Here is a 19839-nt window from a genome sequence, read left to right on the forward strand (position 1 = left end):
CGAAGAAGAGCCTAACCCGCAAGGGAAGGCTCTTCTTGATGTTTTAAACAATTGAGAAGTTCATTTCAGTGATATAGCAACTATAGCTTGGTTATAGAGGCTTCAACATTTCTACCGCTGATTTGGTAATGTTGCTGCCTGATGTTTTGATCTTGGTAATGGCAATAAGCTTGTCCTTGGACATCATTAATTGGACAGCGGTGCCTTCTGTACGGAAGGTGTTCAGGGGCAGCATCGTATCCGCGTCGATTTGATAGACCAGATTACCTTTGACGACAAAGAACTGATCCTCATGGTCAGGACTGGTTGCAATGGCATCAAAAGCAGGAATAGTCCCAACATAATACATATCACTGCTCTTGCTTTTGGTCGAAGTAAATACAGCGCCTGAGCTGTTAATAATATAGCGTCCATCGCCAGTCACTGCAATGACAGTACCCATGTCATGATCACCGTGGTAAGGTGAGTCATATCTTGAGGTGAATATCCCTTCATTTACATGAAATACTTCCATGTCTCTTGGACTTACCCCTTGATTAACACCGTAGATTCTAGTTTGATCCGGGTGCATGACGATGTTGGTTTTATTGTAATAATTTCGTATAGAGGAAAGCTCCTGGTGAGTATAACGATCATAGCTCTTGAACACGTACTGTCTGTCCGAACCAGAATTTACATAGACTTTTCCGCTGTCGTCAGCAACGATGTTGTAAGGAGTAATATCAATTTCCCACGAATCCTTAACACTCAGCGTGTCGGGGTCAAGCACCCGTATCACCCCAGCTTCGGTCTCCGTATTATTGTATTCTGTGTAAGTGAAGATGACGTATAACTCACCGTTTGCGTAGGTCATCTTTCTTGGTGTTTCCTTAAAGGCAGGGGAGACAGCCGCCTGTTTTTGATTCACAAGATCATATGCACGGATTCGAGATTTGCTGTCGTCAATCGTATAGATGACCGGCTTGTCGGGGTGGCTTACAGCCTCAGTAACATGCTCGGTAAGCAGCATTTTCTGATCCGGGGCAAGTACATACTGAATATAATCAACTGTTTGAGCATCCTGCTTCGGTGTAAGAACCGATTTATCACCAATGACAATAAGACCACGTTCATAAAATACGGTTAGTCCCAAGGTTTCGCTAATATAACGGAGCGGCACGAAGACACGGCCCTGCTTAATTTCGGCTGGTGCATCAAGTAAGAATTTCTTGCCGTTAACCCATACGGTGCTGCTGCCCAGCGTAATTTTCATCGTATTTGGGCCATCCTTGATCGTTACAGTCGAAGCTGCCTGATTCCAGGTTACTGTAGCTCCGAGATTCTCGCTGATGAAGCGAAGCGGCGTCAATGTGCGCTGATTTTTAATATAAGGAGTTATTTCGGAATTTTCTTTATCAATGAATTTTGCCTCTCCAAAAGACAGGCTGTTCGGGCTCCCGATCGACAACGCTACGCTGTCCTTCAAGAGGGTGTTGAGATCCGGGCTCGTATTCACCGCTGCAGCAGCTTGTCCCGATAAGTTAAGCGTTGCTGTTATGCCAAGAACGGCACAACCGATCAGAGCGGCTTGCTTCCATTTGTGTTTCATCTGTTTAAGTCTCCTTCTTGGATGTCTGAATTGATAGGCTTGCGGACAAGTGAACTCGCACTTTGCCACATTTAAAACGCAGAAATTAGTAGGAAGTTTCGCTTTACATAGAAAAACAGCGTAGGTCACAGTTAGTTGAAGTGGACGGGCGTGAGGGTAGAACGATCTGCCTGAATTAAAGATAACCTTCAGCTGTACATTACAGCCGGAGGTTATCGCAACAAAAACGGATGATAAGTAAAACGAATCAATTAAACCGTATTATCCAGTCCAGTATTGGACCGCACCAGAATCTCGTCGTAGCTTGCTTGCTCGTCTTCCTCTATTGTTTTCTTGCGGGACAGCAGTGTTCCCACATAGCCGGCCAGAAATCCGAGCGGAATCGAGATCAGCCCCGGGGTCGAGAAAGGATAGAGGGGCTCGCCCATGAAGATTGCTTTACCGGCCTCCGGGTGAATGACGTTCGGACTAACTAGCACAAGGCCCACCGACGTGACAAGGCCAACCACCATGGCCCAGATGGCGCCGTTGGTGTTGAATCTTTTCCAGTAGATCGTGTAGAGAATGACCGGCAGATTAGCACTGGCTGCCACTGCAAACGCAAGGGAGACGAGAAAGGCGACATTCAGATTTCGCGCGACAAGCGCAAGCAGGATGGACAGAATGGAGATTCCGATGGAAGCATAACGAGCCATGTTCATCTGCTCCTTCTCCGTCGCCTGCCCCTTGCGTAAGATCTGATTGTAAAAATCATGCGAGAACGCCGTAGCCGCAGTGAGCACGAGACCCGCAACGACCGCCAGAATCGTGGCGAAGGCTACAGCTGAAATGAAAGCAAACATCATGTCTCCGCCAAGCGCCTGTGCCAGCAGAGGCGCGGCCATGTTGCCTGCCTGATCCTGCGCGATGATGGCGCTATTGCCTACGAATGCGGCAGCACCGAAGCCAAGGAAGATCGTCATGACATAGAAGATACCGATGACCCAGGTTGCATATACGACAGAGCTGCGTGCTGTTTTGGCGTCCTTTACGGTGAAGAAGCGGACCAAAATATGCGGGAGTCCTGCCGTTCCGAGTACAAGACCCATTGTCAGGGACAGCGTGTCGAGCCCATCCTTGTATTTGATTCCGGGATTCAGGAAATTCTCGTTATGCGGCGTGGCAGTAGTCATATGAGAGAACATGCCGGTAATGCTGAAATCGAATTTGTAGAGTACCAGGATCGAGATAACAAAGGTTCCGCCCATGAGCAGAAAGGCCTTAACAATCTGTACCCAGCTGGTAGCATGCATCCCGCCAAAAATAACGTAAACCGTCATCAGAATGCCGACGATAATGACCGAGGTCGTAAATTCGATCCCGAGCAGCAGTTTGATCAGCGCACCCGCTCCGACCAGCTGTGCAATCATATAGAAGATGGATATGGCAATCGTATTGAAGGCGGCGAAGCCCCGGATCTTCTTCATATGGAAGCGAACGGCGATCATGTCGGCAAACGTATATTTGCCCAGGTTTCGCAGCGGCTCAGCGACCAGGAACAGGACGACGAGATAAGCGACGAGGAAGCCGATGCTGTAGAAGAATCCATCAAATCCGGACAGGGCAATCATGCCCGCTATGCCAAGAAAAGAGGCAGCCGACATATAATCTCCGGCGATAGCGAGTCCATTCTGCCAGCCGGTCAGGCCTCCGCCAGCCGTGTAGAAGTCGCTTGCAGAGGTCGTTTTCTTGGAAGCCCAGTACGTGATGAGCAGTGTGGCGGCGACGATAACGAGAAACATGATAAAAGCAGCTGTATTCATAGGTCACCTCTCTTTTCCTCATCAATGATCCGATTGGACAGCTGATCGAATTTGGACGCTTTTTTGTAGTAGATCATGCAGAAAGCCCATGTCATGATAAATTGAAGAAAGGCCAGTACCCAAGCCCAGGTGATGCTGCCGATGAGCGGTGTATTCAGAATCGTGGTGTAGGAGGTGAGGATTGGCAGAGCAAAATAGAAGCAGAAGAAAAAGATCGTGAAGGGAAGAATAAAGCGTTTCTTGTCTCGAAGCAGTTGTTGAAAATGAGCAGACTTAGCAATGTTAGAATATTCCTCGGGAGTACGTTTTGCCTTGGCAGGCTCGCGTTGCTGCAAGTTACTTTCCATATGCAATCCCTCACATTCTATTAGTGTAAGCGCTTTTAAATTAATGAAGCTTAAAGCTCAAATTCCGGCCGGAACTACTTATAACTCAATCCAATTATTCACCCCCTTTTTAACAAAGATAATAAAGGGTTTTCTGTAAAACAATGTTATTATACTACATGCTTGTGCAGGGTAATACAACTTTTTTACATAAAAAAAGCAAGTTTCCAATGGGCGAATGGGCACATATAATGCTCCGAGTAGAAACGGCTGAACAGGAGGCTAATATATGATTCCCATGTATCCATACTACGGCAAGGAAGTGAAATGCGAAGAAGTTCCCATTACATTCCCGCCTCAGCATCAGGACCGCCAGCCCGGATTTGAGTATGTGATGAACCCGCTGCCGATTGCGGACAATCCAGGGTATGTAGGAAGCGGCAAGCTCAAAGGGAAGATTGCGATCATTACAGGAGGAGATAGTGGAATCGGCAGAGCGGTGGCGATTGCTTTTGCCAAGGAAGGCGCCAGCGTCTCGATCCCTTATTTGGATGAACACCAAGATGCAGAAGATACGAAACGAATGGTGGAGGCCTATGGTGGGAGCTGCCTTCTGCTTCCCGGCGATCTTAGAAATGAGGGACACTGCCGGGCAGTCGTGAACGAAACCGCGAACTGCTTCGGCAGGCTGGATATTCTCGTCATTAATCAGGCCGTACAATTTCCGCAGGAATGTATCACATCGATTACGGCACAGCAGCTGGATGATACGTTCCGGACGAACATTTACCCCAGCTTTTTTCTGACACAGGAAGCACTGAAGTATTTGAAGCCAGGGAGCTCCATCATCTCGACAACCTCGGTTACAGCCTATGCAGGCAATCCGCTCCTGCTTGATTATTCCTCTACAAAGGGAGCGATGGTATCCTTCACACGGTCCTTGTCCGAGCAGCTGGTCGGCTGTGGCATTCGCGTCAATGCGGTTGCCCCGGGTCCGATATGGACCCCGCTCCAGCCAGCAAGCTATCCGGCAGAGTATATCAAGACGCTGGGTGCAGATACGCCGATGAAGCGTGCCGGTCAGCCCTTTGAGCTGGCACCCACTTACGTGTATTTGGCCTCAGACGACTCCAGCTATGTTACAGGCCAGGTTCTGCATGTAAACGGAGGGACGATGGTGGGCTCCTAGCCTTCGAGTGTAAACGACGAATCGATATAGTTTAATCGTTGTTACTTGAATATAGCTATACCCTTCAGGATTTCATGGAAGTAGTACATCCAGTTTTTTTCGGACTTTGACGGAGCTTGGGCTGTTGTATTGGTTTCTGTTCCAAGGGTGCTGTCGGCCTGACTGCAGTGGTTTTTCACGTTGTCTATCATTATGAATCACAACCTTTCTTGATATCTATTTTATCGGGTGGATTGCATTATTGGCATATCAATATTAAGGTATATGTAGAGTAATGCTTTATAAATGGAACGAATTAAGAGAGGTTTGATTTACAAATGAAAATAGATCGCGTGGACATGTCCATCCTGACCGAGCTTCAGAAGGATGCGCGTCTCTCTATGAGAGAGCTGGGAAGGCTGGTTAATCTGTCCGCACCCTCAGTAACAGAAAGGGTCAAACGACTGGAGGAGCAGGGACTCATTGAGGGCTATACCATACAGGTCAATCGCAAGAAGCTTGGCTTTACGATGGACTGCCTCATTGAAGTGACGCTGCAGCATGGAGACCATAAGCGCTTCAAGCCATTTATTGAGAGTTATCCGACGGTGCTATCCTGTTACCGGATTGCAGGCAAGTCATGCTATATGGTGCTGCTTACCGTCAGCCAGCTGGATGAGATTGAGGAGTTCATCGATGCGATATCGACATATGCCAATACGCTGACGCATGTTATTTTTTCAGAAGTTAAAGTGAATACGGCACTTGAGCAGCATACACCTATGCTGCCGGAGGCATAACAAAAAAGGACAATCCGATTATCATTCGGGTTGTCCTTTCGCTTTAATTTCGTTTATTGAACTGTTTTTTGTGCTACATCATTTACGATATCACTGAGCTTGACCTGTGCAAGCTGGTCCTCCATAGCCTTTTGTGCGGCAGTAAAGATGGGCTCAATACTCCCTTGAATGCTGCGCCCTACCTCGCACGCTAGATTAGGGGAGTCATGAAGAGAGAACAGCGCATTCTCGTTAACGGCGTGAACGGCATGATAGATATCAAGCAGCGTAATATCGGAAATGTCTTTTTTAAGCCTGGCACCTGCTACCCCGGGTCTTACCTCCACAAGTCCGGCTTTATTCAGCATCCCCATAATTCTGCGGATCACGACGGGATTCGTTCCTACGCTTGCGGCAATAAAATCGGATGTATTTACGCCTTCCTTATTGTAGTGCAGCAGTGTCAATATATGAATGCCTACAGAAAATCGGCTGGTAATCATAAACGGATAACTCCTTTGTACGATCTTATATAGGAAGTATACATGAGTATATTATAACCGCAAGCCATACAAGTCATTTCATAGCTTATTATTCAAAGGTTAGAATGGAGTCAGTTACATATACGAAAAAAGGAGAAGCCTTAGGACAGGCGTCTCCATTCTTCATTATATAGGAGTCATTAGCTTTGTTCAGCTACGACTGTAAAACGCTTGTGCTTATGCTGTGCCGCTTCAATCTCATCCACGAGTGCTACTGCATAATCCTCATAACTGATATAGCTGTTACCCTGGCTGTTTAGGATCAGGTTGTCTTGTCCTAACTGATAGGAACCGGTACGTTTACCTTCCGGATCAAAGAATGCAGCAGGGCTCATATAGGTCCAATTGAGTCCTTCAGATGCCTTCAGATCTTCAAGATTCTTCGCTGCGTTACTTGCGGTCGGCTTAATCTCTGCTGGGAATTCGGGTGTATCGACCAGCTGTGTCGTTCTCTGATCATCTACATACAGGCTTCCTGCGCCGCCAACGACTATAAGACGAATGTCAGTATTGCTTAGCAGGCGAATAAGAGCCTGACCTGCTTCAACATATAGATGCTCTTGCCCAAGAGCTGCCCCAAATGCGTTAACGATAACGTCCAGGCCCTGCACATCTTCTGCAGTAATATGAAACACATCTTTCTCAATGACTGGAAATTCAGAGACTTTACTTGCATCACGGACAATGGCGGTGATGTTGTGACCACGGCTTGCTGCTTCCTTTGCAATGAGTCTTCCTGCCTTGCCGCTTGCTCCAATAACTCCAATGTTCATATATCATTCTCCTCCTATAATGGTTCCGTTCTGATGAATAGTAATGAGTAGCACTATGTCCTGTAACTACATTAGTTACAATAACATGTAATCATTATAGTTACAAGTATTAGCTATTGTCAACACCAGCAATTTAACACTGTCCTAACACTTCACTGCTATAATTTCTACGGTTTGCTTAGCGTTTCAATCATAGATTGCCGAAGCTAAACACTTCTATGCATAGATTCAATGATCAAGGAGGAGATCACGATACGAAACAAAGGGGCTGTGCTGTGGGAGGTCTTTACAACAGCACTGAAGCTTGGACTTACCTCATTTGGAGGGCCGGTTGCTCATCTCGGTTACTTCCACAATGAATATGTAACGAGACGAAAATGGATTGATGAACGTACTTATGCAGATCTGGTTGCGTTAAGTCACTTCCTGCCGGGTCCGGCAAGCAGTCAGGTCGGAATGGGTGTAGGTATGATGAGGGCGGGCTTACTTGGAGGAATCATCGCCTGGCTCGGTTTTACGCTGCCTTCTGTCATCGCCTTGTTTATTGCGGCTTCCTTATTGCAGCAGGCTGGCATCGTCGAGATCGGCTGGATGCATGGACTCAAGATTGTTGCTGTCGCGATTGTGGCACATGCCGTATGGAATATGGGGAAAAGCCTTGCACCCGATCGGAGTAGAATGACTATTGCCGTGCTTGCCTGTGTCCTGGTGGTAATATGGCCTTCCGCTATCACACAGGTTCTACTCATTATTGCTGCAGGACTTGCAGGCATCTACTTGTATCGGGGGGCACAGGAGAAGAGCATCTCATCAGTGGAGAACGCTCCGATTGGAAAAGGCTTCGGTATCTCCTGTCTTGTACTATTCTTTCTACTCCTCATTGGATTGCCACTGCTCAGTGAAATGACGGGCTCATCCTGGATCGCTTATTTCGACAGCTTCTACCGGGCAGGAGCTCTTGTATTCGGCGGAGGGCATGTCGTCCTTCCGATGCTGGAGAGGGAGCTGGTTCCGCAAGGACTGATTGATGCTGATTCCTTCTTGGCAGGGTATGGCCTAACTCAGGCAGTTCCGGGTCCGCTGTTCACGTTTGCATCCTATCTGGGAACGGTCATTGAAGGAGCGCTCGGAGCTGTGGTGTTCACCTTAGCCATATTTCTTCCGGGTGCCCTGCTGATCATGGGAGCGATTCCTTTTTGGCAGCAGCTTAGAGGAAAAAGTGGAATACAAGGTGCGCTAAAAGGCGTGAATGCCGCCGTTGTCGGACTATTGCTTGCCGCCTTTTATGATCCGGTATTCACCTCAGCCGTCCGTGGTCCTTATGATTTCGTGCTTGCGCTCGTCCTGTTTGTTATGCTGGTCTGGTGGAAGCTGCCGCCATGGATCATCGTGCTGCTCGGATTATTTAGTGGAATGGCTTTGCTTCCATCGGTATAATACAATCAAAATAGATTGCTATACATCGAATTATGGGATAAAGGGGCCTTGAGATCAGGATGAGGATTACAGGACGGATGGTTATCAATAGTTTGCTGTTCATTGTTGTATTTGCAGGCATCAATACGTATATCGGCTGGAATATTTATCTGTTCCTTACGCAGTATTTTGAGGAAGTTTCACTAATATGGCTGGGTCTGGTCATTACGATTATTGCACTTGGCTACGGGATCGGGCGCATCAAATGGCTTGGACATGCAGGGCGGTTCATCAAAGTGCTGGGTTCATTTTATTTCGCGCTGCTGGAATTCTTCATCATCGTGCTTCCGATCGCGGACCTTGCCGGCTGGATCAGCCATATGGCAGGCGTAGAATCGGCAGTATATATCCCCGTTATCGGCTGGTTAGTTGCAGGACTGCTCGTTCTGTTCCTTGTGGCAGGGTCCTATAACGCTTGGAGTCCTATTGTCAGGCAGCATGAGATTTCGGTCCGCAAAAAGAGTCCGGAAGGGCAGTCTGAGACATACCGCATTGCTGTCGCTTCGGATATCCATTTGGGCAACATCGTCGGAAACCGTCATCTCGGCAGACTCGTATCCATTATGAATGAAATGAAGCCGGATCTTATCCTGCTTGCCGGAGATGTGCTCGACGATTCAATTGAGCCTTTTCTCAGGAACAAGATGTCAGAAGGGATGAAGAAGCTGAAGGCGCAGCATGGAGTGTATGCTGTTCTCGGCAATCATGAGTATTATGGCGGACACATTGATCAGTATGTAGAGGAAATGGGGCTGCTCGGCATTCAGGTGCTGCAGGTTGAGACGGTGACGACGGCGGGAGGGGCCCTCCAGATTGCCGGGAGGAAGGATCTTACTGCAGAGAAGACAGATCCGAAGAGACGTCTTCCTGTAGCCGAGCTGCTTGCGCCGCTGGATCATGAACAGCCGATTATACTGCTGGATCATCAGCCGTATGCCTTCGAGAAGGCTGCTGAAGCGGGAGCTGATCTACTGCTGTGCGGACACACCCACCGAGGACAATTTGCGCCCAACCACTGGATTACGAAGCGATTGTTCGAGCTGGACTGGGGTTATATGCTGAAGGATAAGATGCATGTGATTGTGTCGTCCGGCTTCGGTTCTTGGGGACCGCCCATTCGAATTGCCAGCCGTTCCGAAGTCATTCAGATTGAGCTGAAGTTAGAAGGTTAATGGATTCAATTATACTCTTCATTAAGACGCAGGTGTCATGATCATCATGATGCCTGTTTTTTTCGTGTACAGCTTTCCAAATATAAGAAAGAATTAACATCTACATCACATTGTTATGTGAAAGGTGCAATGCGATAACACTTTAACTTAATAAACTAATAAAACGAGATTGAGAGAGTAAAAGTGGTGTATTTAGCAGTAAACAAAAGTTATAAATTATATTAATCAATTTAATAAATTTCATCTATGAAAAAAATGTCGATTTTTGATGGAAAAAAGCTTGATTTTAAATCCATCCTGCTTTACTATCAGAAAAACTAAATTCGTACCATTTCACGGAAAAAGTATCGTAAATAGACTCAAAGAAATGATTATTGTTATGTAATTAGGAAATGAAATGAGAAAATGAGTCGAAAAAGGAGAACCTAATGTGACTGAAGAAGAACATCAGCGGGTAATGTACTCCGGTCTTGATGATCTGGATCGCGGTATTGTTGGATTTTTGCAAGAGAATGCCCGTATACCCTTTACCCAAATCGCCAAAGAGTTAAACGTTACAGAGAAGACGGTTCGGCATCGGGTCCAGCAGATGCAGGATGAAGGTGTCCTGAGCTTAGTAGGTATCGTCAATCCGGTAAAAGCCGGTATTCGAACCGAAACGCTGATCTTTATCGCAGTAGAGGATCAAATGATGGAGGAAGTCACCGAAGCACTTCACGATATGCCTGAAGTCAGGCTGATGCTTCTGATAACCGGTGAATATCAGCTGATGCTTCAAGTGTTTACGAAGGACACCGATGAATTCTCCGAATTTTTAATGAAAAAGCTGAATAAAGTCAAAGGCATTACTCGTACCAATGTCATCATGGAGCTCAAGGTTCTCAAATCAAAGTTGAAGTTTGTCCGCTAGAGCTTCATCTTTTTATCCTCGATGCATAATTATGCACATTATTCATTCCGATCTGTCCCTAATTAGGGGATTGGTTATAAATTTATTCTATAGAAAAGTGAGGTCATGAAGATGTTTACGAAAAAAATGAACAAACTCTTGTCATCCGCAGTGCTGAGCAGCTTGCTTGTGTTAACCGCATGCGGCGGTGGCGGCGGAGAGACAGCAACAGATGCAGGTGGTGCCGCAAGCTCTACGACAGGACAAAAGGTGCTGAACATTGGTCTGAAGGCGGACCCACCAAGTCTTGATCCGATGTCATCCTCTTCCCTCTATGATCGTCAAGTACAGAACAGTATTTATGACAAGCTGTTTGATGTAAATGCGGATGGCGAAGTGGTACCGATGCTCGTATCGGAATATACCGTTTCAGAAGATGGTCTTACGTATACTTTAACGCTTCATGACGGTATCACTTTCCAGGATGGAAGTGAGTTTAATGCAGAGGCGGTTAAATTCAACCTTGAGCGCTATAAGCAGGAAGGCTCAAAGCGGATCAGTGAGCTGAGCCCGATTGATACGGTTGAAGCAACCGATGAGTTAACGGTCGTGATTACACTTAAGGAGCCATTTGCTCCATTCCTGTCCGTTCTGTCTGATCGTTCCGGTATGATGGTATCTCCGGCAGCAGTTGAGAAGCATGGCGATAACTATGTGAAGAATCCGGTGGGAACAGGTCCATATGCCTTCGTTGAGCAGGTCAGCGGTGACCACGTGACTTTGAAGAAGAACGAGAACTATTGGAAGAATGAAGTGAAGATCGACGAAGTGAACTACAAAGTGTTCACGAACACGAGTGCGGCGGTACAGAACCTTCGCTCCGGCGTTGTCGATATTATTGATGAGATTCCGGTAAAAGAAATTCCAACCGTGGAAAGTGACCCGAATCTGACGGTCGTTGCACAAGCAAACATGGGCTTCCAAGGAATCCATTTGAATAACACCGTAGGCGATCTGCAGAACAAATACCTGCGTCAGGCCGTGGATCTGGCCCTTGATCGTGAAGCGATCGTCAAAGTATTGTTCGACGGATACGGTGCACCGGCACATACACCATTTGCACCAGGCAGCCTTGCTTACAACGAAGAGCAGGACAAGTCTCCGGCAGTCGATGCAGCCAAAGTTCAAGAGCTGCTAGAAAAAGGCGGCAAGCCAGACGGATTCAGCTTCAAAATGCAAATTTCCACCACAACTGAGAACGAGCAGTTTGGTGCCGTAGTTCAGAACATGCTGAAGGCACACAAGATTAACGTTGAGCTTGAGAAAGTCGAGTACGGTACGATGCTGGAGAACGGCGACAGCGGGAACTTCGAAGCGATGCAAATGGGATGGTCTGGCCGGATCGATCCGGATCAGAACGTGTATGACTTCCTCGTAACGGGCATGCCGAACAACCAAGGCCGTATTTCCGAGCCTGAGCTTGATGAAGCACTGATTGCCGCACGTGCGGAGCAGGACACAGCGAAGCGTACAGAGCTGTACCAGCAGGCGATGGATATCGTTCATGAGAACGGAAGCTATGTCTACATCTATCATAACTACGATAAATTCGGTGTATCGAACAAAGTACAGGGCTTTACCTACATTCCTGACGGCATCATCCGTACAGCGAACCTCGATATTCAATAACAGCTGAAGAAAAGGAATTTAGGATGTTTAGCATCTCACCTCTAAAGACCTATAATCCCTTTCTCAGCCTGCAAAATAACACTCTAACACAACAAGAAAGCGGAATTCAAATTTCGCTTTCTTGTGTCATTCATAATGAATTTTTAGCACAGTCAATCATGCACAATTCTGAAATAAACCAAAATGGGAGAGAGAGCTCATGATGTTTGTATTAAAGCGTATTTTACTCGCGATCCCCATTCTGTTCTTGGTGTCGATCATGACCTTCTCTTTGATCCATCTCATACCGGGTGATCCTGCCCGGGTCATTCTGGGTCAAGAGGCTACACCGGAGGCGCTAGCCAGTTTAAGAGCGGAGCTTGGCCTCGACAAGCCCATTGTACAGCAGTACTTTACTTGGCTTGGCAATGTGCTTCAAGGAGATTTGGGGACATCGATTACAGATCATGTACCGGTAAGTGAACTCATCGCACAGCGGCTGCCTGCCACGATACAGCTGACGATCGGAAGCTTTATCGTTGCATTGCTGATCGCCGTACCCGCAGGGATTCTTGCCGCAGTTAAACGTAACACGTGGATCGACTATCTCAGTTCCTTTGGAGCGCTTGGCGGCATGAGTATTCCGAGTTTCTGGCTCGCCATGATGCTCATTATTTATTTTACCGTTGAAAATAACTGGCTTCCTTCATCGGGATACGTTCCTTTTTCGGTCGACTGGAAGGCCAATCTATTAGCACTTATTCTTCCTTGTATTGCAACCGGACTTAGAGAATCGGCTGAACTGATGCGGATGCTTCGTTCCTCGCTCGTTGAGGTCGTTAATATGGATTTTGTCCGTACAGCCAAGGCCAAAGGACTCAATGAATGGGCAACGATATTCAAGCACGTGCTGCGAAATGCCTTGATTCCCGTCGTGACAAGCTCCGGTATTCTTATAGCTGGACTCATCGGCGGTCTTGTCATCACTGAGTCCATCTTCTCAATCCCGGGCTTCGGCCGTCTGATTGTAGAATCTGTGTTTAAACGTGACTATGTAACGGTTCAGGGCGCGATTCTCGTATCGGCGCTTCTCGTCGTCGTGATCAACATCATCGTGGATCTGCTCTATGCGGTCATTGATCCTCGTATCAAATCAGGTAAGGGGGCATAGACGGATGAAAAAGTTCAAAAAGTTCTTTAAATCCGGACTTGGTGTCCTAGGTACAGTCATTATCCTTATTCTTATCGTAACAGCTGTATTTGCGAGCTCCATTGCTCCTTATGATCCCAATTTGCAGGACTATAACAAAATTCTTCAGGAGCCAAGCAGTGAGCATCTGTTCGGTACGGATGATCTGGGCCGGGATATCTTCTCCCGTGTCGTATACGGAGCACAGATTTCTATTAAAGCAGCCTTGATGTCTGTAGCCATTGCCGTCTGCATCGGGGTACCGATTGGATTGCTCACCGGTTATTACCGGGGGTTCTGGGACGAGTGGGTCGTCATGCGGATTGTCGATTCGTTTCAAGCCTTTCCGTTCCTCATTCTGGCCCTTGCACTCTCGGCGGTTCTTGGAGCCGGCTTCGGTAATGCGATGCTTGCGATCGGTATCGGCTTTGCACCTACCTTTGTACGGATTACAAGAGGACAGGTGCTCAGTCTCCGCAACATGGAGTATGTGCATGCAGCCAAATCGGTAGGGGCGAAGGACGGACGCATTATTTTTGGACATATTTTGCCCAATGCACTGGGACCCATCATTATTCAGGCGACCTTGACGATGGCGAGTGGAATTCTGGCTGAAGCTTCTCTGTCTTATCTGGGACTGGGTGTGCAGCCGCCGACGCCATCTTGGGGGAGTATGCTGAATCAGGCACAAAGCCTGATGAGTGTAGCACCTTATGCAACATTGTATCCGGGTCTGGCGATCTTCGTCGTTGTACTTGGATTTAACTTGCTTGGCGATGGATTGCAGCAGTTCCTGAATCCGCGCGCAAGGAAATAGAAAGGGGGGTCCGTCAACCATGACAACTATATTAGATGTACAACAGCTAAGAACGCGGTTTAAGACTGATTATGGACAAGTCGCGGTCGTTGATGGCGTGGACTTCTCCATAAAAGAAGGAGAAACACTGGGCGTCGTGGGCGAATCCGGCTGCGGCAAGAGCGTGACCAGCTTGTCCATCATGCGGCTTCTGGCAGGAAATGGAGCCTCGGAGGGACAAATCTTATTCAAAGGAAACAACCTGCTGGATATTTCGGAGAAACAAATGCAGAAAATCCGGGGTAACGATATCGCGATGATTTTTCAGGAGCCGATGACATCGCTTAATCCGCTTCAAACCGTCGGTCATCAGATCGAGGAAGCCGTCCTGCTGCACCGGAAGGTATCGAAGAAGGAAGCGAAGGAGCGGGCCATCGAAATGCTGAAGGCGGTCGGCATGCCGCGTGCGGGGGAAATTTACGGAGAATATCCGCACCAGCTCTCCGGCGGTATGCGGCAGCGGGTGATGATTGCCATGGCCATGTCTTGTGAGCCGAAGCTGATTATTGCCGATGAGCCTACGACGGCGCTGGATGTAACGATTCAGGCACAGATTCTGGAGCTTATGCAGAAAGTGAAGGAAGAGACGAATACATCCATCATGCTGATTACACATGATCTTGGTGTCGTGGCAGAGATGTGTGACCGGGTCATCGTAATGTATGCGGGCCAGGTCGTCGAAGAAGCCGAGAAATTCGAGCTGTTCGAGAATCCGAAGCATCCGTATACGGTCGGTCTGATGAACTCGATTCCTGAGCTGTCAGAAGAAGTGGAGTTCCTGGAGACCATTCCGGGTTCGGTTCCGCTCGCACATGAGATGCCGAAGGGCTGCCGGTTTGCTCCAAGATGCAGCAAGGTGATGCCGATCTGTCAGGAGCAGGAGCCTTCACTGTTCAAGCTGGACGGACAGAAGTGCCGCTGCTGGCTGTACGCGGAAGGGGATGAGTAAGATGGAACCAATACTACGTGTAAAAGGTCTCAAGCAGCATTTTCCGATTCATGCCGGGGCCTTCAATAAAGTCGTCGGACATGTCCGCGCCGTTGATGGCATTGATCTTGAAGTCTATCCCGGTGAAACCCTTGGCATCGTTGGCGAATCCGGGTGCGGCAAATCAACGACTGGCAGAACGATTATGAGATTGAACGAGCCGACAGAAGGGGAAGTGATCTTCGGCGGCAAGGATCTTGCGAAGCTGGGCAAAGAAGAGATGCGTAAGACAAGACGCGATATCCAGATGGTATTCCAGGACCCGTTCGCCTCGCTTAATCCACGGAAGACGATCCGTAAGATTTTGCTTGAATCCCTGGCGGTTCACAAGATCGGTACAGCGAAGGAACGAAACGAGACGGTGGAGAAGATCATTGAAATCGTCGGCTTGAAAAAGGAGCATCTGGATCGCCATCCGCATGACTTCTCCGGCGGACAGCGCCAGCGGATCGGGATTGCACGTGCACTTGTGCTGAATCCGAAGCTGATCATTGCCGATGAGCCTGTATCCGCTTTGGACGTTTCGATTCAATCCCAGGTATTGAACCTGCTCAAGAATTTGAAACAGGATTTTGACCTTACATTGATGTTTATCTCTCATGATCTGTCTGTCGTCAAGCATTTGTGCGACCGGGTTGCCGTGATGTATCTTGGCCGGATTGTAGAGATTGCGGATAAGCGGAGCTTGTTTGCGAGTCCAAGCCATCCGTATACTCAGGCGCTCTTGTCTGCGGTACCGCAGGCGAATCCAAGGCAGAAGAGAGAACGTATCCTGCTGACAGGCGACTTGCCGAGTCCGGCAAATCCGCCGTCCGGCTGTACGTTCCATCCGCGCTGCCGTTTTGCGACAGAAGAATGCAAGACGACAGCTCCGCAGCTAAGAGATATTGGTGACGGGCATCAGGTGTCCTGTCATTATGCAGAGCAAATACTCGAGAGCCTGCGGGCCAAGGAGCCTCAAGGTGCTGTGCACTAGTTCAATCTATCAAGGGGGAAATCATCCATGAAGACGTTCGACCCATTATCCTACCCATATACATCCCAGCGCAATGCGACCTACGCAAAGAACGGAATGGTGGCTACCTCACAGCCGCTCGCTGCACAGGCTGGGCTCGACATTCTGAAGCGCGGAGGCAATGCGATTGATGCAGCGATTGCAACAGCAGCCTGCCTTACCGTCGTTGAACCGACTTCGAATGGAATCGGCGGAGATGCATTTGCCATCGTCTGGACGAAAGGCGAGCTGCACGGTTTGAATGCAAGCGGACCTTCACCGGCAGGTATTTCGATTGAGGCGGTGAAGGAACAAGGACATGACAAGATGCCAACTTACGGCTGGCTTCCTGTTACCGTCCCCGGTGCACCATCGGCATGGAAGGCGTTATCTGACCGCTTCGGCAAGCTTCCGCTTGCGGAAGTGCTCCAGCCTGCTATCGACTATGCGGAGAATGGATTTCCACTGACACCAACGCTTGGGTATTACTGGAATCTGGCTTATAACAAGTTCAAGGAGAAGCTGACAGGTCCTGAATTTTCCGGATGGTTTGAAACCTTTGCACCGGAAGGAAGAGCTCCGAAGATCGGAGAGATCTGGAAGTCACCGGGCCATGCGAAGACCCTTCGTGCTATTGCGGAGACCGGAGCAGAATCCTTCTACCGGGGTGAAATTGCTGACCAGATCGATGCCTTCTCCCGTGAGCACGGCGGCTTCCTTCGCAAAGAGGATCTGGCCGCTTATTATCCGGAATGGGTAGACCCGATCTCTGTGAACTATAAAGGCTATGACGTATGGGAGATTCCACCGAACGGTCAGGGGCTAGTCGCTTTGCTTGCGCTGAACATGCTGAAGAAGGATGAGTTTGCTGCACGTGATACAGTGGATACCCATCATCTACAGATGGAGGCAATGAAGCTGGCCTTTACGGACGGACTGAACTACATTACCCAGCCTGACAAAATGAAGGTGACGGTGGAAGAGCTTCTGTCTGATGCGTACGCGGAAGAAAGAAGAGCGCTGATTGGCGAAGAGGCGATTCAGCCGGAACCGGGGAATCCGGCCAGAAGTGGCACAGTATATTTGGCAGCTGCCGACGGTGAAGGGAATATGATCTCGTTTATTCAAAGCAATTACATGGGCTTTGGTTCTGGCGTCGTGATCCCAGGTACAGGAATCGGGCTGCAAAACCGCGGACATTCCTTCTCACTGGATGAGACGCATGCTAACCGGCTCGAAGGCGGCAAGAAATCCTACCATACCATTATTCCAGGCTTCCTGACCAAGGATGGCAAGCCGGTCGGACCGTTTGGAGTCATGGGTGGATTCATGCAGCCGCAGGGTCATATGCAGGTTGTAATGAACATGATTGACTTTCAACTGAACCCGCAGTCTGCACTGGATGCACCTCGCTGGCAGTGGGTTGAAGGTAAGACGGTGGAGGTCGAACCGAACTTCCCGGATCATATTGCACTCAGCCTGGCCAGAAAAGGTCATGACATAAGGCGGGCGAATAGTACTGGCGGCTTTGGCCGAGGACAAATTATTGTACGGGACAATGAGAACGGAGTGCTTGTAGGCGGTACGGATTACCGTACCGATGGCACCATTGCAGCCTGGTAATTATTTTTTCTACTATTATATATCATTGAACCTTAACCGAATGAATATTTCATTTGGTTAAGGTTTTTTGGCGAGCAAAGGATGGGAATGGGATAAACTTGTCTAATATATATAGCAGTGGGAGGAAACTGTTGCTTTTTGTTCAATTTTTAAGATGATTGCTCCCGCATTGTCGTCCAGAATGGCCCGAGTGGGCTATTCAACATGGCAAGGCATTTAAGTTATGCTGATGTACATAAGGTTTAATCCATCTAAATTTAAGAGCACAGAAAGGAACGAAAATAATGAAAAAAGTTGTTTTAATGCTAGTCCTATTTCTACTGCTGATGCCCGGAGCGGCGTTTGCACATACGCATCTCGAGAGCTCGCTGCCTGCTGATGGGGAAGAAGTCACTACAGAGCTGACAGAGGTTCAGCTGACCTTTGAAGGACCGATTGAGCAGCTGAGTACGGTAGAAGTCGTAAGTGAGAATGGTGACAAGGTAGAGCTGGCTTCAACGGAAGTTGAAGGAAATGTGCTTACGGGAACTACAAGCGCTCCGTTTGCGAATGGCAATTATACAGCAAACTGGACAATTATCGGGGAAGATGGCCATGAGGTCACAGGCAGTGTTGCGTTTACCGTAAATGCACCTGAGACAGCTCCGGAAGCAGACACACCGCCTGCAGAGGAGAACAACGAGGATACGCCTGTCTCTAATGAGGATCAAGGAACAGAGGAGCCTGCCGCGGATTCAAGTACAGAAGCTCCAGCAGGAGAAGCAGCTGAGAATACGGCAGAGACTGCACAGCCTGAGACAGCATCCGGCTTTAACAATACTGCTCTCTGGATTGGTATTGTGGCGGCCATTGTTATTGCGGGTGTTTATGTAGCGATGCGTAAGAGAGGTAAAAAATAAACATGTCTTTCCTAAGCGATGGACTATTATATATCTGCTATGCATATCTAATGGGGAGCCTACTGGTGCAGCTTGCACCGGCAGGCTCTAAGCCGCTGGTAGAGATTCCTCGCTGGACCGTTAATTTGAGCATCGTCGGCATTATTCTGCTTGCGTCTGCTCCTCTCCTGCAGATCATCATAAGATTTGGGCCGAGCATCGGTTATGGTCAAGCGATTTCGAGTGTATTATTTACTTTCAAAGAAGGCAGGGCCTATTTAATTGTCGTTGGCTTATGTATCCTGCTTCTGCTCCAATTCCTGCTATTCAAGAATTCGCTGCAAGAGAAGAAGGTACTGTATCCATCGGTATTGATTACCGTTTGTATCATTGCGATCTTCGGGTGGTCCAGCCATCTCGGAGCAATCGCCGGGCTTGCAGGAGCGGCAATACAGTTTCTACATATGCTTGGTGTAGCGGTATGGATTGGCATTCTGCTTGTGATTGCCTGGTTTACACAAGAGGCGAGGAACTGGCCCGCATTTCTGAAATGGTACACACCAGTAGCGATTGCCGGTGTGCTCATGATTCTGGTCTCCGGTCTCATGACCATGTCTTACACGACACCAGAGTATGTGAATTCCTGGATGCTATCCTATGGCCAAGCACTGCTAATGAAGCATCTGCTGTTCATTCCGCTGATCGTGTTTGGTTTTGGCAACGGATTTATTTATAAGCACAAATTAAAGTCCAATCCTAGCTTTAATCCGATTCCTTGGCTTCGGGCAGAAGCCATTATCGTGATTCTCGTCTTCGGCTTCACGGCATTTATGAAGCTGCAGACACCTCCGCATGAAGTGGCGGAGACGCTTAAATACAGCGAGCCGTCCGCTGTGTTTACAATGCTGCATCCGGAAGCGAGTCTTCCGCTATCCATCAGCCTAACTGCCTGGGCCTTGATCCCCGCGATCATCGCGCTGCTCAGCCTTGGAACCATCGTGTATTCGTTCCGACGGAATCAATCAAGACCTGGCAGCTCCCTGATTGCAGGACTTGTGTTTGTCATGAGTGCCTACGCAGCAGTGATGCTCTGTGTACAATAATAATGAATAGCCCCTTTCGTCAGGA

The 19839-nt window shown here is 48.3% G+C and carries 18 protein-coding genes; 13 read left to right on the plus strand and 5 right to left on the minus strand.

The annotated features are described in order from the left end of the window. Window positions 1-91: 91 nt before the first annotated feature. The 3 genes from TCA2_RS26140 to TCA2_RS10535 form a co-directional block, all read right to left on the minus strand. Window positions 92-1588: a copper amine oxidase N-terminal domain-containing protein gene (locus tag TCA2_RS26140; RefSeq protein ID WP_052511885.1), complete on the minus strand. Its 1497-nt coding sequence runs from the start codon at window positions 1586-1588 to the stop codon at window positions 92-94. Window positions 1589-1839: 251 nt separating this feature from the next. Continuing rightward, complete coding sequence (locus TCA2_RS10530) at window positions 1840-3390, minus strand: cation acetate symporter (protein ID WP_047911547.1); 1551 nt, start codon at window positions 3388-3390, stop codon at window positions 1840-1842. After that, window positions 3387-3737, minus strand: coding sequence for a DUF485 domain-containing protein (locus TCA2_RS10535; protein ID WP_047911548.1), 351 nt, complete (start codon window positions 3735-3737; stop codon window positions 3387-3389). Before TCA2_RS10535 ends, TCA2_RS10530 begins: the two co-directional genes overlap by 4 nt. Before the next feature lie 268 nt (window positions 3738-4005). Here TCA2_RS10535 and TCA2_RS10540 point away from each other — a divergent pair, with 268 nt between their 5' ends. Beyond that, entirely contained in the window at window positions 4006-4905 is a 900-nt protein-coding gene (locus tag TCA2_RS10540) for an SDR family oxidoreductase (protein WP_047911549.1), read from the plus strand. Window positions 4906-5222: 317 nt separating this feature from the next. After that, window positions 5223-5684 (plus strand): Lrp/AsnC family transcriptional regulator, encoded by a 462-nt coding sequence (locus tag TCA2_RS10545; RefSeq protein ID WP_047911550.1) that lies wholly within the window; start codon window positions 5223-5225, stop codon window positions 5682-5684. Window positions 5685-5737: 53 nt separating this feature from the next. Here TCA2_RS10545 and TCA2_RS10550 read toward each other — a convergent pair whose 3' ends face one another. Next, window positions 5738-6166, minus strand: coding sequence for an Rrf2 family transcriptional regulator (locus TCA2_RS10550; RefSeq protein ID WP_047911551.1), 429 nt, complete (start codon window positions 6164-6166; stop codon window positions 5738-5740). Window positions 6167-6345: 179 nt separating this feature from the next. After that, a complete protein-coding gene (locus tag TCA2_RS10555; RefSeq protein ID WP_047911552.1) occupies window positions 6346-6978 on the minus strand; it encodes an NAD(P)-dependent oxidoreductase in 633 nt (210 codons plus the stop codon). A 231-nt stretch (window positions 6979-7209) separates the two neighbouring features. Here TCA2_RS10555 and chrA point away from each other — a divergent pair, with 231 nt between their 5' ends. The 11 genes from chrA (at window position 7210) to TCA2_RS10610 (ending at window position 19814) form a co-directional block, all read left to right on the plus strand. Beyond that, the gene (gene chrA / locus TCA2_RS10560; protein WP_047911553.1) at window positions 7210-8415 is read left to right on the plus strand and encodes a chromate efflux transporter; all 1206 of its coding nucleotides are present in this window, start codon (window positions 7210-7212) and stop codon (window positions 8413-8415) included. A 77-nt stretch (window positions 8416-8492) separates the two neighbouring features. Then, the gene (locus TCA2_RS10565; protein WP_081872409.1) at window positions 8493-9626 is read left to right on the plus strand and encodes a metallophosphoesterase; all 1134 of its coding nucleotides are present in this window, start codon (window positions 8493-8495) and stop codon (window positions 9624-9626) included. 430 nt (window positions 9627-10056) lie between these two features. Next, window positions 10057-10536: an Lrp/AsnC family transcriptional regulator gene (locus TCA2_RS10570; protein WP_238546343.1), complete on the plus strand. Its 480-nt coding sequence runs from the start codon at window positions 10057-10059 to the stop codon at window positions 10534-10536. Window positions 10537-10647: 111 nt separating this feature from the next. Next, window positions 10648-12204 carry an ABC transporter substrate-binding protein gene (locus TCA2_RS10575; RefSeq protein WP_047911555.1) on the plus strand — a complete coding sequence of 519 codons (1557 nt, stop codon included), beginning with the start codon at window positions 10648-10650 and terminating at the stop codon, window positions 12202-12204. A gap of 199 nt (window positions 12205-12403) precedes the next feature. Beyond that, on the plus strand, window positions 12404-13354 hold the full coding sequence (locus tag TCA2_RS10580; RefSeq protein ID WP_047911556.1) for an ABC transporter permease: 951 nt from the start codon (window positions 12404-12406) through the stop codon (window positions 13352-13354). Window positions 13355-13358: 4 nt separating this feature from the next. Then, window positions 13359-14189 carry an ABC transporter permease gene (locus TCA2_RS10585; RefSeq protein ID WP_047911557.1) on the plus strand — a complete coding sequence of 277 codons (831 nt, stop codon included), beginning with the start codon at window positions 13359-13361 and terminating at the stop codon, window positions 14187-14189. A gap of 19 nt (window positions 14190-14208) precedes the next feature. Beyond that, window positions 14209-15177: an ABC transporter ATP-binding protein gene (locus tag TCA2_RS10590; RefSeq protein WP_047911558.1), complete on the plus strand. Its 969-nt coding sequence runs from the start codon at window positions 14209-14211 to the stop codon at window positions 15175-15177. 1 nt (window position 15178) lies between these two features. After that, on the plus strand, window positions 15179-16192 hold the full coding sequence (locus TCA2_RS10595; RefSeq protein ID WP_047911559.1) for an ABC transporter ATP-binding protein: 1014 nt from the start codon (window positions 15179-15181) through the stop codon (window positions 16190-16192). 27 nt (window positions 16193-16219) lie between these two features. Next, the gene (locus TCA2_RS10600) at window positions 16220-17833 is read left to right on the plus strand and encodes a gamma-glutamyltransferase family protein (RefSeq protein ID WP_047911560.1); all 1614 of its coding nucleotides are present in this window, start codon (window positions 16220-16222) and stop codon (window positions 17831-17833) included. 284 nt (window positions 17834-18117) lie between these two features. Further along, the gene (locus TCA2_RS26145; RefSeq protein ID WP_052511887.1) at window positions 18118-18732 is read left to right on the plus strand and encodes a copper resistance protein CopC; all 615 of its coding nucleotides are present in this window, start codon (window positions 18118-18120) and stop codon (window positions 18730-18732) included. A gap of 65 nt (window positions 18733-18797) precedes the next feature. After that, a complete protein-coding gene (locus TCA2_RS10610) occupies window positions 18798-19814 on the plus strand; it encodes a copper resistance D family protein (RefSeq protein ID WP_238546344.1) in 1017 nt (338 codons plus the stop codon). Window positions 19815-19839: the final 25 nt, after the last annotated feature.

The organism is Paenibacillus sp. TCA20, from assembly GCF_000732325.1.
GTDB classification, from domain to species: Bacteria; Bacillota; Bacilli; order Paenibacillales; family Paenibacillaceae; genus Paenibacillus; species Paenibacillus urinalis.

Coding starts and splice junctions, on each gene's coding strand:
- TCA2_RS10535 (WP_047911548.1), bottom strand. CDS start 3,737: ATGGAAAGTAACTTGCAGCAACGCGAGCCTGCCAAGGCAAAACGTACT.
- TCA2_RS10575 (WP_047911555.1), top strand. CDS start 10,648: ATGTTTACGAAAAAAATGAACAAACTCTTGTCATCCGCAGTGCTGAGC.
- TCA2_RS10590 (WP_047911558.1), top strand. CDS start 14,209: ATGACAACTATATTAGATGTACAACAGCTAAGAACGCGGTTTAAGACT.
- TCA2_RS26145 (WP_052511887.1), top strand. CDS start 18,118: ATGAAAAAAGTTGTTTTAATGCTAGTCCTATTTCTACTGCTGATGCCC.
- TCA2_RS10600 (WP_047911560.1), top strand. CDS start 16,220: ATGAAGACGTTCGACCCATTATCCTACCCATATACATCCCAGCGCAAT.
- TCA2_RS10585 (WP_047911557.1), top strand. CDS start 13,359: ATGAAAAAGTTCAAAAAGTTCTTTAAATCCGGACTTGGTGTCCTAGGT.
- TCA2_RS26140 (WP_052511885.1), bottom strand. CDS start 1,588: ATGAAACACAAATGGAAGCAAGCCGCTCTGATCGGTTGTGCCGTTCTT.
- TCA2_RS10545 (WP_047911550.1), top strand. CDS start 5,223: ATGAAAATAGATCGCGTGGACATGTCCATCCTGACCGAGCTTCAGAAG.
- TCA2_RS10565 (WP_081872409.1), top strand. CDS start 8,493: ATGGTTATCAATAGTTTGCTGTTCATTGTTGTATTTGCAGGCATCAAT.
- TCA2_RS10580 (WP_047911556.1), top strand. CDS start 12,404: ATGATGTTTGTATTAAAGCGTATTTTACTCGCGATCCCCATTCTGTTC.
- TCA2_RS10595 (WP_047911559.1), top strand. CDS start 15,179: ATGGAACCAATACTACGTGTAAAAGGTCTCAAGCAGCATTTTCCGATT.
- TCA2_RS10530 (WP_047911547.1), bottom strand. CDS start 3,390: ATGAATACAGCTGCTTTTATCATGTTTCTCGTTATCGTCGCCGCCACA.
- TCA2_RS10555 (WP_047911552.1), bottom strand. CDS start 6,978: ATGAACATTGGAGTTATTGGAGCAAGCGGCAAGGCAGGAAGACTCATT.
- TCA2_RS10550 (WP_047911551.1), bottom strand. CDS start 6,166: ATGATTACCAGCCGATTTTCTGTAGGCATTCATATATTGACACTGCTG.
- chrA (WP_047911553.1), top strand. CDS start 7,210: ATGATCAAGGAGGAGATCACGATACGAAACAAAGGGGCTGTGCTGTGG.
- TCA2_RS10540 (WP_047911549.1), top strand. CDS start 4,006: ATGATTCCCATGTATCCATACTACGGCAAGGAAGTGAAATGCGAAGAA.